This window comes from Agrobacterium tumefaciens (assembly GCA_025560025.1).
Lineage (GTDB): Bacteria > Pseudomonadota > Alphaproteobacteria > Rhizobiales > Rhizobiaceae > Agrobacterium.
In genome coordinates this window covers 1,995,721-2,007,988 of record CP048486.1, presented here as the reverse complement: position 1 = coordinate 2,007,988, position 12,268 = coordinate 1,995,721, and the positions used below count along the sequence as shown (strand labels likewise).

Sequence of the window (12,268 nt, the reverse complement as noted above, 5' to 3'; positions counted from 1 at the left end):
TGATTGTTGCGCATAGGACATAATATATGTTATCCGCTTTTTGTACGATCTGTATGATAAGGTCAAGAGGTGCTGAGATATCTCGACCACGCCGGTGAGGCTGGATGCGGATTTTCCGCAGCTTCGTTGATCCGCAGTCCATTCGTTTAGGAGAATTGCAATGAAACGGCTTCTTGTTACCGGTGCGGCAGGCCAGCTCGGCCGCGTCATGCGCAAGCGCCTCGCACCGATGGCCGAGATATTGCGCCTTGCCGATCTCGCGCCGCTCGATCCGGCCGGGCCGAACGAAGAATGCGTGCAATGCGATCTCGCCGACGCCGGGGCCGTCGATGCGATGGTGGCCGATTGTGACGGCATCGTCCATCTTGGCGGCATATCGGTGGAGCGGCCTTTCGAGCAGATCCTTCAGGGCAATATCATCGGGCTCTATAATCTCTATGAAGCCGCCCGCGCCCACGGCCAGCCGCGCATCGTCTTCGCCAGTTCCAACCACACGATCGGTTATTATTCCCAGACCGAGCGGCTCGGCCCGGACGTTCCTTTCCGGCCGGACGGTCTTTACGGCGTGTCCAAATGTTTCGGTGAAAGCCTCGCCCGTATGTATTTCGAAAAATTCGGCCAGGAGACGGCGCTGGTCCGCATCGGCTCCTGCACGGCGGAACCGCAAAACCACCGCATGTTGTCGACCTGGTTTTCGCAGGATGACTTCGTATCGCTGATCGATGCGGTTTTCCGCGCGCCCGTGCTCGGCTGCCCGGTCGTCTGGGGTGCATCGGCCAATGATGCGGGCTGGTGGGACAATTCGCACCTCGGATGGCTTGGCTGGAAACCGAAGGACAATGCCGAGACCTTCCGGCAGCACATTGCCGAGACAATGCCGCAACCGGACCCGAACGATGCGGTGGCACGGTTTCAGGGCGGCGTTTTCATCGACAACCCGATCTTCAAGGCGAACTGAAATGCCATGTGAGGCCAACAGGCGCGACAACCGGCCTTTCCTGCGCGTTCAGCGGGATTGCAAGCCGGGCCGCGAATAACGTATCGAGGAATACCGGGCGCAAACCTGCACCCTTTTTTAGAACGGCGATGAAAATGATAAAAGCAACGACCTCCGAACCGGCAGCTCCGCAAGCAAGGACGCTTGTGGTCAAGGTTTCGGAGGAACTGCGCGGCCAGATCGCCAAGGGCCGTTACAAGACGGGCGAGCGCCTGCCTTCCGAAGCGCAGCTGACCCAGGAATTCGGCGTCAGCCGTACCGTGGTGCGTGAGGCGATCGCCTCGCTGCGCTCCGACGGTCTGGTCGAACCGCGCCAGGGTGCCGGTGTCTTCGTGCTGGAGCCTGCACCTGTCGAGCGGCGGCCCTTCCATAATGTCGATCTTGCCCGGGTCTCGTCACTGATCGAAATGCTGGAATTGCGCACCGCCGTCGAGGGGGATGCCGCCGGTCTTGCAGCCGTTCGCCGCTCCCCGGCACAGGAGGAAAAGATCATCGAAGCTTTCGATGCCTTTCGCGCCAGTGCCGCCAGGGGAGTGCCGACGGCGGAGGCCGATTTCGCCTTCCACCTCGCTGTGGCCGAGGCGACCAACAATCCGCGCTTCAGCGAGTTTCTGCAGGTGCTTGGCCCCACCCTCATTCCGCGCCGCGCCGTTGCTGAGAACGGCACGGAAACCGTGCTTTCGCCCGCCGATCTCAACCGGCTTGTCGGCGAGCATGAAGCAATCCTGATTGCGATACAGGATGGTGACGAAGAGGCGGCCAGAAACGCCATGCGCCATCACCTGAAAAGCAGCCAGACGCGGTATCGCGCCATGCTGCGCGCACCACGCTGAAATTTCCCGCATATCCATATTGCAAGACCGAGGAGAACGACATGCAGCAGCTTCCGACATTCCCGACCGTTTCACCCGACGATGGCGTTGAACGCACCGTGCTGTCCGAAGCGCCCGAACTGATGGTTGTTTCGTTCCGCTTCAAGACCGGTGCGGAAGGCAAGCTGCACAGCCACCCGCATGTGCAATCCACCTATGTCGCCAGCGGCAGCTTCCGCTTTTACCGCGACGGAGAGGCCTACGACCTGCAGAAAGGCGACAGTCTCGTCGTTCCCGGCCATATCGAGCACGGCTGCCTGTGTCTGGAAGAGGGGGAGCTGATCGACTGCTTCACCCCGCGCCGCGACGATTTCCTCTGAGGGACGGTAATCAGTCTAGAGACAAATCCCGCAGGGTGCGTGGCAAGCTGTTCATGCACTCTGTCCCTGCCGAGGTGACGAGGAACTGGTCCTCGATCATCAGCGCCCCCAGCCCTTCGCCATAAAACGGAGCTTCAAGCGCCACGACCATGCCGGGAAGAATGATTTCCGGATTGTCATGGGAAAAGAACGGCCATTCCTCGATACCCACGCCACCGCCGACGGAATGGCCGAAATGGCCGCGATAATATTCGCTGAAACCTTGCCTGCGCATCGAGGCCAGCATGGCGGCGTGCACAGCACCGAATGTATTGCCGGGACGAATCGCTTCCAGCCCACAGGCAAAGGCCGCTTCAAGTGCGCTGAAAACATCGGCGGCCAGCGGCGAGACCGGCCCCCACGAGAAACTCCGCGCGCCATCCGATGAATAACCGTCGACCAGCGTGCCGACATCGGCCTTGATGAGCGCACCCGGCGTGACAACCGCCGCCATATCCGACAAAGCGGGTCCGACGGATATGTAATCCCAATGGCCGCTCAGCGAAAACCCGGATTTCGCGGCATGGGCCTGTGCGCCGGCCTTCCAGGCGGCGGAAAGCCCGCCGAGCGCCGCACCTGGCCTGACGGCAGCGGCCATCGCGACCAGCCCGGCCTCCGCCGCCGCTGCCGCGCTTCGTAGAAGCTCGATCTCACGCTCGGATTTCACGGCGCGCAGACGGCGTAGCACGGCCGATCCGTCAACCCAGTCGACATCGGGCAGCGCCTGACGCAGCGCCAGAAAATCGGCGGCGGGCATGAATTCGAGGTCTGCGCCAATGCGCGCCGCCGACAGCCCACGCTCCCGCAGCAGGTCAGCCAGCAGGCCGAAACAGGCAGTACGATCGAACGTCTCCGGCCTCGGACCACCGGAATTGTTGCGGCGATAGGCATCGTCCACCTGCGTGATGGTTTCGACGCCCGACAGATCGACCATATCGATCCAGATGCGATGGCAGCGCAGATCGATCTCCGGCGCGGCCTTTCTCACAAGCAGGGCGGCATGATCGCTGACGACAGCGGTAAGCCGCGCCCCGGCATCGGCCGGCACCAGCGCAATTGCCGAACCGGCCCTGCCCCACATGGTCGCGACACCGGCATGGGCGCCGACCGCATAACGGAAGCCTTCGGGCTGGAAAAGCACCAGCGCGTCGATGCCCGCTTCCCGCATCAGCTGCTGGGCACGGCTTCGGTCGATATCGCTCATGGGAACCCCGGTGATTGTTTGGCTGCAGGTTTATGAACCTACGCTTTAGCAGTCACCGGGAGAGGAAAGAAGGTGGAAGATGATGTCTCCATCCTGAGATTCGTCAGTTGGAGCGAGCGGATGCCCCTTGTTTCTTCTCCCCGGCGGGGAGAAGTCCGCGGCAGCGGGATGAGGGGGCAAGGGTCGAGATATATGGAGAGCTAGCCCCCTCATCTACCCCTTCGGGGCATCTTCTCCCCGGCGGGGAGAAGAAACAAGCCGCAACCTTTTGCCCAATATCATGGGACGGCGGATAAATCCGCCGCCTCATTGTCTTTCACGCCTCCAGCCACTTCACCTGCTCGGCCGTCAGCCTGATATCCAGCGCCGAAAGACTGTCCTCCAGCTCCGCAATCGTGCGCGGCCCGATCAGCGGAATGACCGGGAAAGGCTGGGCGATGACATAAGCGAGCGCGATATGGATCGGGTGGCGGCCGAGTTTCTGCGCAAGCTCGATTGCCCGGTCGCGGCGGACGAAATTGCGGTCGGAATACCAGACACGGACGATTTCCTCATCGTCATGCTTTTCGCGCCCTGCCCTGTCCGTGAAAAATCCACGTCCCTGACTGGACCAGGCGAAATTGGGAATCTGGCGTGATTGCAGCCATTCCTTCCACTCGTCGTCCGATGCCGCGACGCAGCCCGCCCAGATGGGATCGAGCATTTCCGCCAGCGAGAAATTGTTGGAAAGCGCGGCCGGAGCCTGCTTGCCGTTCTTCGCAGCATAGGCGGCCGCCTCATCCATGCGCTCGCGCGTCCAGTTGGAACCGCCGAAAATGCCGCGAATGCGCCCGCGCCGGACCTCGGCATCCATGGCATCGACAAATTCGCCAACCGGCACGTCAAGATTATCGCGATGCATGAAATAGGCATCGACATAATCCGTCTTCAGCCGCTCAAGCGACTGATCGAGCTGCTTTGCGATCATGTCAGGATAGCAGAGCGGCGAATGTGCGCCCTTGCCGATCAGCACGATCTCTTCGCGCGGCACGTTGCGGCTGGTGTGCCAGTCACCGAAAATCGCCTCGGTCTTTCCTGCACCATAAACATAAGCCGTATCGAAGAGATTGCCGCCCGCCTCGTAAAAGGCATCCAGCGTCAGGGATGCGGAGGCGAAATTGGGGAAGAATTCGAAACCGAGCGCGACCACGGATGCCGGCTTGGCAAGGCCCGGTATCTGTCGCTTCGGAACCGAATTTCCGGCAACGACCTTGCCACCGGCGATATTTCCGATGCGCGATGTCGCCTTTTCGACGCTGTATTCCAGTCCGACGGAAGCCCGCCACTGGTCCATGACACGCAAGTTGCCGAGACTATCGGCCCAGGCCATGCCGGGTGCATCGAATTCCTTTTTACCCTGGCGGATTGCCTCACCGGCCGCGTCGACCTCGAAGGAATAAAGCCAGCGATCCTCCGGCAGCTCGATGGTTTCCACCTTGTCGCCCCTGATGATATCGATCCGCCCGGTGCCGCCCTTGTGGCCGGCGGCGAACCAGAAGTCCTTGACTTCTATGCGCCCTTCCGAGCCGATGATGCGCAGCACATTGTCCTGCGCCGCCATGATCGAGCATGAGACTTCGGCGACGATGCCGTTTGAGAATTTCAGCACCGCCGAGGCCCATTCATCGACGCCCGACTGGCCGAGATGGGCGACGCCCGCCACCTTTTCCGGCTCGGCAAAAGGTTTGCCCTCCACGGCACCGGCAATCATCCGCACCATGGAAACCGGATAACCGCCGACATCGAGAATGCCGCCGCCCGCGGTTTCATTGGCGAAAAGCCGGTGGTCGGCCCGGAACGCGCCCATGTTGAAACCGAAGCTGGAGCGGATGATGCGGATATCGCCCACCGCACGACTCTTGACCAGTTCCAGCAGTTTCGCCGTCTGCGGGTGCAGGCGGTACATATAGGCTTCGCCCGCGAAGACGCCGGCCTTTTTCGCCTCGTGGAAAATGGCGTCGGCATCATAGGCGGAAAGCGCGATGGGCTTTTCCACCAGCACGTTTTTACCCGCCCGGATTGCCTTGATCGCCCATTCGGCATGGCCGGTATGGGGTGTGGCGATATAGACGGCGTCGATATCGGGATCGGCAAGCAGCGCATCGTACCCATGGATGATGCGCGCACCGGCGAAGGCCTCGGCAAGGCCGGGCTTGTCCGGATTGCGGGTGGCGATGGCCTCTAACCTGCCGGTGCGGGAATGGGCGATACCATCGGCAAAAGTTCTGGCAATGGTGCCCGGGCCGATGATGCCCCAGCGGATCGGTTGTTCGGTCGTCATGAAATCCTCGTCCTTCATATCAGTCTTGGGTGCTTTGGAAAGGGTTCAGCGCAGGCGGTCGCCCCTGCTGTCGAAAAGGAAAGCCCTGCGGGCGGAAAGGCCGACCGTCAGCCGGTCGCGATTGCCGACATCGCGCGATTCCGGCCGCTCGATGATAAGCTGCTCGCCGCCTTCGGTTCGGGCATAGACGTAGCTGGTATTGCCGAGATGTTCGGCGACATCGACATGAACGGTGAGATCGGCATCGCCCGCGCCCGCATCGGCAAAATGTTCGGGCCGGATGCCGAGCGAGACCCGTGCTCCCTCGTTCAAACCGGCCGTGACCGGCAGGCTCAGCCGCACCGCAGGGTCGCTGTCGAGCGAGAGCGTAACGCCCTCCGCGCTGCTGCCGACGATGGTGGCTTCCAGAAAATTCATCTTCGGCGAACCGACGAAACCGGCAACGAAGCGATTGGCGGGGTCGTCGTAAAGATCGAGCGGCGCGCCGACCTGTTCGATATTGCCCGCCCGCAACACAACGATCTTGTCGGCCAGCGTCATCGCCTCGGTCTGGTCATGCGTCACATAGATCATCGTGGTACCGAGCTGCTTGTGCAGGCGCGAGATTTCCACGCGCATCTGCACCCGCAATTCCGCATCGAGGTTCGATAGCGGCTCGTCGAACAGGAACACCTGCGGTTCGCGCACGATGGCGCGGCCGATGGCCACACGCTGGCGCTGGCCGCCGGAAAGCTGTTTCGGCCGGCGCTCCATCAACTCGTTGATCTGCAGGATTTCGGCGGCGCGGTTGACCCGCTTTTGCGTATCGGCCTTCGGGTTGCCGTTCATTCTAAGGCCGAAGGAGAGGTTTTCCGCCACCGTCATATGCGGATAAAGCGCATAGGACTGGAACACCATGGCGATGCCGCGATCGGCCGGATCGGCATCGCTGACCGTCTTGCCGCCGATCACGATATCGCCGCCGGAAATATCTTCCAGCCCGGCGATCATTCTGAGAAGCGTGGACTTGCCGCAGCCGGAGGGGCCGACGAAAACGACGAATTCCCCGTCTTTCACCTCGAGATTTGCGCCATGGATCACTTCCAGCGCGCCGTAACGCTTGACCACGTTGTTGAGCGAAAGTTCCGCCATGCGGCCCCCCTTACTTGACTGCCCCGGCGGAAATGCCGGCGATGAAGTGGCGCTGCAAAGCCACGAAAACCACGAGGATGGGTGCGGTGAGCAGCACCGCGCCGGCCATGATGCCGCCCCATGACACTTTGGTGAGCCCGATGAGGGTGCCAAGCGCCACGGGTGCGGTCATCATTCCTGGGCGGGAATTGATGAGAAGCGGCCAGAGGTAATTGTTCCACGAGGCCAGGAAGAGAATGATCGACAGCGCCGCCATGGTGGGCCGCGCCAATGGCAGGGCGATGCGCAGGAATATCTGCCACTCCTTGACGCCCTCCACCCGTGCCGCGTCGAAAAGCTCGGTCGGCATCATCGAGAAGGATTGCCGCATGAACAGAACGCCGAGCGAGTTGAACAGCGGCGGCACGATCAGCGCCACCCAGGTGTTGGCGAGCTTGAACTCCCGCGCCACCATGATGAATTGCGGAATGACGACGACGGCAAAAGGCAAAGTGATGGTGCCAAGAATGATGGCGATCACCACCCCGCGTCCGGCAAAGCGGTAACGCGCCAGCGCCCAGCCGGCCATCGACGTCAGGAACACCGAAAGCACGGTGTAAATGACGGCGACGGTGATCGAGATGAACATGGCCCGCAGGAAATTGGTATCCGCCTGCAGATTATTGAAATTCTCGATGAAGTTGGTGGAGGGCACCAGCACGATATCCGGGCTGAAAATGCCGTAATCCGGCATTGTCGAGAACACGAACATCATCCACAGCGGAAACAGCCAGATGATGGCAAGCGGTGTCAGCGCCGCATGCAGCGCGATCTTCTGCCAGAAAAGCGATCTCGATTTCGATCTCATTTCGGCTCCCTCCCGACCCAGAGATTGAGGAGTGAAATGGCGATGGCGAGCGCCGCCATGGTGTAGGCAATGGCCGAGGCGTAACCGAAATTGAGCGAAGTGAAGCCCTGCCGGTAAAGGAACAGCCCCAGCGTCTCCGTGCCGCCGCCCGGCCCGCCCCTGTTGGTGATGAGGAAGGGTTCGGCAAACAGCTGCATGGTGCCGATGACCGAGAGCACGACGCAGAACAGGATGATGGGTTTGAGGAGCGGCAGGGTGATGTGGAAGAACTGCTGCCGCTTGCTCACCTTGTCCAGCGTCGCCGCTTCATAGACGTCGCCGGGGATCGATTGCAGCCCGGCGAGAATGATGATGGCGTTATACCCCGCCCAGCGCCATGTCACGGCAATGATGACCAGCGCCATGGCCGCATTGGCATTGTCGAACCACGAGATGGGCGAAAGGCCGACGGAGGTGATGAGCTTGTTGATGATGCCGAAATCGGCGCTGAACATCAGCCGAAACACCGCCGCATAGGCCACCTCGCCAACGACGACAGGCGCAAAAAAGGCAAAACGATAAAGCGGCCGCGCCTTAAGGAGCGGCGAATTCAACAGCACCGCCATGACAGTGGCGAGCGCGATCATCACGGGCACCTGAATGACCAGAATGATCAGCGTATTATAAAGCGCATTATAAAAGGCCGGATCGGAAACGAGCCGCCCCCAATTCATGGAGGGCGCAAACCGCCATGGGTTGATGCGGGTATTCTGGAACGACAGCATGAACGAGCTGATGATCGGCCAGACCCAGAAGGTGGCGAAAATCAGGAGATAGGGCGCAAGGAACGCATAAGCGATCCTGTTCCTGGACGGCATGACGACCTCCATATGCCGGACGACGGGCCGGATAAATGGAAAAGCTTCAGAAAGAGCGCGCCCCTATGTGGGGAATGCCTTTGCAAAACGGTGCGGCCTATTTCTTCTCCCCGAGGGGGAGAAGGTGGCCCGAAGGGTCGGATGAGGGGGCTAGCTCTCCGGATATCGCTACCCTCGCCCCCTCATCCCGCTGCCGCGGACTTCTCCCCCTCGGGGAGAAGAAATTCGTGGCACCCGCCCGGTTCTAACCGCTGGCTTACTCCGCGACGGGCAGCCCCGTCGCCGTTTCGATCTGCTTTGCGGCAAGCCCGGCCCCGCTTCTGGGGAAGTGCCGTCGCAAAACGGTGCGGCATATTTCTTCTCCCCAAGGGGGAGAAGGTGGCCCGAAGGGTCGGATGAGGGGGCAAGCTCTCCGGATATCGCTACCGTCGCCCCTCATCCCGCTGCCGCGGACTTCTCCCCGGCGGGGAGAAGAAGCTTGTGGCACCCGTTCGGTTCATAAACAGCCGCCGGCTTACTCCGCGACTGGCAAACCCGTGGCCGTTTCGATCTGCTTGGCCGCATCATCAAGCGCTGCTTTCGCATCGGGATAACCGCCGGCGAAATATTTCGTCTGCGTCGCCTTGTAGATCGCATCCGCATCCGACTGGAACGCCGTGCCACGGCTCGGCACGATCTTCGGCAGTGTGGCGAGAATATCGGTCCACACCGCCTGCCCGCCCCAATAGGCCTGCTTTTCCTTGACGAAGGGATCATCGATGGCGGAAAGCAGTGAGGGAACGAGGCCGAAGGATTTCAGCATCGTCACCTGGCCTTCATTGGTGGTCAGCGCGTAATCGATATATTTCCACGCCGCTTCCTTGTGCTGAGACGTCGAGCTGATCGCCAGCGACGAACCGCCGAGATTGGCCGCATGCGGACCATCCGCCGTCAGGCTCGGCATCAGATAGACGCCCCATTTGCCGGAAAGATCAGGAGAGCCGGAACGAACCGTGCCTTCATACCAGGCGCCATACATCTGGCTGGCGGCCTTGCCGGCGGTATTGGCCTGGATTTTCTCATCCCAGATCGCCGCCGTGATGATGCCGGCGTCCTTCATTTGCTTGACCTTTTCAAGGGTCGCGACACAGGCAGGCTGGTTGATGGTGATGTTCTGGCCATCGGTCGAAAAGTAACCGCATCCCTGCTCATTGGCGATCATGCGAAACCATTCGCTATCGCCGTTGAAATCGGCCTGCGCCATCACGGTGCCGGGATTGGCGGCCATGACCTTCTTGCCGGCGGCGATGAAATCATCCCAGCTTTTGATGGTGGCCGGATCGACGCCTGCCTTCTCATAGAAGTCGCGGCGATAAAATACCGCCACCGGACCGGAATCCCACGGAACCGCATAGGCGACACCGTCAACCTCCAGCTCCGTGCGCTTGAAATCAGGGAAAAGCGCCTGTTTCTCAGGCGTATAGCCAAGCTCGGTCAGATTGGCGAAACAATCGGGGAAACGGCTCCAGAACAGTTCCGCTTCGAAATTTTCAATGGTGACGATATCCGGAAGACCATCGCCCCCGGCCGCGCAGGCAGCCAGCGTCTTGTCAAAAACCTGATTGTTTCCAAGGTCTTCAACGACGATCTTGATATCCGGATTCTGCTTGTTGAAGCCCTCTACCGTGGATTTCAGCGCGGAAGCCGCGACGTTCCAGCTCCAGATGGTGACGGTTTCTGTTTGCGCGAAAGCCGGGGCCGCGAGAAGCAGCATGGCCGTAGACGCGCCAAGAAATTTCAAGCACATTGAAAACCTCCCTTTTTCAATTGCCGTTCTTCAGCGAACATGGGCACATTAGCGGCGGCAGGAAATCTGTCTCGTAAAAAGGGAACATCGATTTGGCGGAAAGTAAGATTGCTGAAAGAGCCTTCTACCAGCCGGGTGCAAGCAGCATCGAAGGCATGCCGACGACGCTGCAGCTTTTTCACAATCATCCGCCCATCATGCTCAGGCCTCACTGGCACGCGCAGGTGGAAGTGAATTACGTGATGTCGGGATCGGTACATTATCGCATGGGCGATCACGACCTGACGCTCGATGCCGGCCAGATGTGCATCTTCTGGGGTGGCCAGCCGCACCAGATGGACCACTCCTCCGACGATTCCTTTTACGCCGGCGCGCATCTGCCGCTGGTGCACTTCTTCCGCATGCGGCTGCCCGCCACCGTCTCCAGCCTGCTGATGGGTGGTGCTACGATGGTGAGCGCTGAGACCGACCGGGCAGATGCGGAAAACTTCGGCCGCTGGTTTCGTTACGTCACTTCGGGCGAACAGGCGAAAGCCCAGCACGCGGTGGAGGAATTGCTGCTCAGGGTCGAGCGGATGTTCCTTGAACCCTACTCCGTCATATCATCCGCCGCCAATGGCAAACGCAGGGAGGATGACGAGGGCATGGCGCCCTCCATCGGCGTGGTGCGCATGTGCGACTTCATCGCCGCCAATTTTCTCGACGATATCGACGCGACGGAGATTGCCCGCGCCGCATCGCTGCATCCGAAATATGCGATGAACCTGTTTCGCAAATCCACCGGCATGACGCTGATCAAATATCTGACCCTGCTCCGGCTTTCCCGCGCGCAGGCGATGCTGATGACCGGCAAGGACAATATCCTGCAGATCGCCATGGAAAGCGGCTTCGGTTCTGTCAGCGCCTTCAACAAGGCATTTCGGCAGATCGCCGGCATGTCACCTTCCGATTTCCGCCGCGACATGCGGGCGACTGCGGCTTAACCTTCGATCTCTTCGAAATCGGAAAAAGCTGCGCTGCGCTGCCGCGCCGCCTGCCGATAGGCCCTTGGTGAACTGCCCAGCATTCGCCGGAACATGGTGGTGAAAGCCGGTATGTTTTCATAACCGGCATCCAGCGCCACATTCGTCACCGCTTCGCCGGCCGCCAGTCTCGGCAGGGAGGCAAAGATACAGGCCTGCTGGCGCCAGGTGACGAAACTCAACCCCAGTTCCTTGCGGAACAGCCGCGTAAACGAGCGGCGGCTGATGCCCATGGCCGCCGCCCAGTCGTCGATCTCCACCCGGGCCACCGGCTTTTTCAGGAAATCACGGCACAGCGCCGCCAGACGCTGATTATTTGGAAAAGGCAGTCCGAGCGGCCGTTCCGGCAGGCGGTTGACCTCATCCAGCAACAGCGCCCGCACAAGGCCCTGCCGGTGGAATGCCGAGGGCTGGTGCTCCTCGGCCAGCAGCTCCGCAATCAGGCTGGAGGCAAGATCGGTTATTTCCACCACCCTTGGCGCACCGGCATGGAAAAGCTCCGGGTGAACATAGATCGAGTGCATCTCCACCGTGGAAATGGTCTCGGCCTCATGTTGCAGCCCGGCGGGGATGAGCAGCCCGTGGCCGGGCGGTATCATCCAGCGACCATCCGCAGTGCTGACCAGCACGACACCCTGACGGGCGCACCAGATCTGCACGCGGCTATGGCTATGGGGCGGCGTGCGGTGCCCGGTGGGATAAACGCGGCAAAGCGCCAGCACCGGCTCATTGGTGCCGTCGATCAATTTCAGACTGCGCTCATGCTCGTCATGCGTCAGTCCAGAAGGCTGCCGCGATTTGATTTTTGCCATTTGGCCCACTCACAAAGAAAATCGTCCAGAACACAAATGCAGGCCAGAAACAATATGAATA

At 60.6% G+C, this 12,268-nt stretch carries 11 protein-coding genes; 4 read left to right on the top strand and 7 right to left on the bottom strand.

The features are described 5' to 3' along the window. The first annotated feature begins 160 nt into the window (after window positions 1–160). From FY152_23080 to FY152_23070, 3 genes are all read left to right on the top strand, one after another. Entirely contained in the window at window positions 161–958 is a 798-nt protein-coding gene (locus FY152_23080; protein UXS34976.1) for an NAD(P)-dependent oxidoreductase, read from the top strand. Between the two features lie 134 nt (window positions 959–1,092). After that, window positions 1,093–1,830, top strand: a complete 738-nt coding sequence (locus FY152_23075; GenBank protein UXS34975.1) for a FadR family transcriptional regulator — start codon at window positions 1,093–1,095, stop codon at window positions 1,828–1,830. Window positions 1,831–1,871: 41 nt separating this feature from the next. After that, window positions 1,872–2,189, top strand: a complete 318-nt coding sequence (locus FY152_23070; GenBank protein UXS34974.1) for a cupin domain-containing protein — start codon at window positions 1,872–1,874, stop codon at window positions 2,187–2,189. Between the two features lie 10 nt (window positions 2,190–2,199). Here FY152_23070 and FY152_23065 read toward each other — a convergent pair whose 3' ends face one another. The 6 genes from FY152_23065 to FY152_23040 all read right to left on the bottom strand — a co-directional run bounded on the left by FY152_23065 (window position 2,200) and on the right by FY152_23040 (window position 10,373). After that, window positions 2,200–3,432 (bottom strand): aminopeptidase P family protein, encoded by a 1,233-nt coding sequence (locus FY152_23065; GenBank protein UXS34973.1) that lies wholly within the window; start codon window positions 3,430–3,432, stop codon window positions 2,200–2,202. A 316-nt stretch (window positions 3,433–3,748) separates the two neighbouring features. Beyond that, on the bottom strand, window positions 3,749–5,752 hold the full coding sequence (locus FY152_23060; GenBank protein ID UXS34972.1) for a Gfo/Idh/MocA family oxidoreductase: 2,004 nt from the start codon (window positions 5,750–5,752) through the stop codon (window positions 3,749–3,751). Window positions 5,753–5,797: 45 nt separating this feature from the next. Beyond that, complete coding sequence (gene ugpC / locus FY152_23055; GenBank protein ID UXS34971.1) at window positions 5,798–6,883, bottom strand: sn-glycerol-3-phosphate ABC transporter ATP-binding protein UgpC; 1,086 nt, start codon at window positions 6,881–6,883, stop codon at window positions 5,798–5,800. A gap of 10 nt (window positions 6,884–6,893) precedes the next feature. Further along, on the bottom strand, window positions 6,894–7,730 hold the full coding sequence (locus tag FY152_23050; protein UXS34970.1) for a carbohydrate ABC transporter permease: 837 nt from the start codon (window positions 7,728–7,730) through the stop codon (window positions 6,894–6,896). Further along, window positions 7,727–8,587 (bottom strand): sugar ABC transporter permease, encoded by an 861-nt coding sequence (locus tag FY152_23045; GenBank protein UXS34969.1) that lies wholly within the window; start codon window positions 8,585–8,587, stop codon window positions 7,727–7,729. Before FY152_23045 ends, FY152_23050 begins: the two co-directional genes overlap by 4 nt. Before the next feature lie 514 nt (window positions 8,588–9,101). Further along, the gene (locus tag FY152_23040; protein ID UXS34968.1) at window positions 9,102–10,373 is read right to left on the bottom strand and encodes a sugar ABC transporter substrate-binding protein; all 1,272 of its coding nucleotides are present in this window, start codon (window positions 10,371–10,373) and stop codon (window positions 9,102–9,104) included. A gap of 92 nt (window positions 10,374–10,465) precedes the next feature. Between FY152_23040 and FY152_23035 the strand changes: the two genes are divergently transcribed. Further along, the gene (locus tag FY152_23035; protein ID UXS34967.1) at window positions 10,466–11,356 is read left to right on the top strand and encodes a helix-turn-helix domain-containing protein; all 891 of its coding nucleotides are present in this window, start codon (window positions 10,466–10,468) and stop codon (window positions 11,354–11,356) included. Here FY152_23035 and FY152_23030 read toward each other — a convergent pair. Next, the gene (locus FY152_23030) at window positions 11,353–12,207 is read right to left on the bottom strand and encodes an AraC family transcriptional regulator (protein ID UXS34966.1); all 855 of its coding nucleotides are present in this window, start codon (window positions 12,205–12,207) and stop codon (window positions 11,353–11,355) included. The two genes, FY152_23035 and FY152_23030, sit on opposite strands and share 4 nt — an antisense overlap. Window positions 12,208–12,268: the final 61 nt, after the last annotated feature.

Coding starts and splice junctions, on each gene's coding strand:
- FY152_23040 (UXS34968.1), bottom strand. CDS start 10,373: ATGTGCTTGAAATTTCTTGGCGCGTCTACGGCCATGCTGCTTCTCGCG.
- FY152_23075 (UXS34975.1), top strand. CDS start 1,093: ATGATAAAAGCAACGACCTCCGAACCGGCAGCTCCGCAAGCAAGGACG.
- FY152_23045 (UXS34969.1), bottom strand. CDS start 8,587: ATGCCGTCCAGGAACAGGATCGCTTATGCGTTCCTTGCGCCCTATCTC.
- ugpC (UXS34971.1), bottom strand. CDS start 6,883: ATGGCGGAACTTTCGCTCAACAACGTGGTCAAGCGTTACGGCGCGCTG.
- FY152_23030 (UXS34966.1), bottom strand. CDS start 12,207: ATGGCAAAAATCAAATCGCGGCAGCCTTCTGGACTGACGCATGACGAG.
- FY152_23065 (UXS34973.1), bottom strand. CDS start 3,432: ATGAGCGATATCGACCGAAGCCGTGCCCAGCAGCTGATGCGGGAAGCG.
- FY152_23080 (UXS34976.1), top strand. CDS start 161: ATGAAACGGCTTCTTGTTACCGGTGCGGCAGGCCAGCTCGGCCGCGTC.
- FY152_23050 (UXS34970.1), bottom strand. CDS start 7,730: ATGAGATCGAAATCGAGATCGCTTTTCTGGCAGAAGATCGCGCTGCAT.
- FY152_23060 (UXS34972.1), bottom strand. CDS start 5,752: ATGACGACCGAACAACCGATCCGCTGGGGCATCATCGGCCCGGGCACC.
- FY152_23070 (UXS34974.1), top strand. CDS start 1,872: ATGCAGCAGCTTCCGACATTCCCGACCGTTTCACCCGACGATGGCGTT.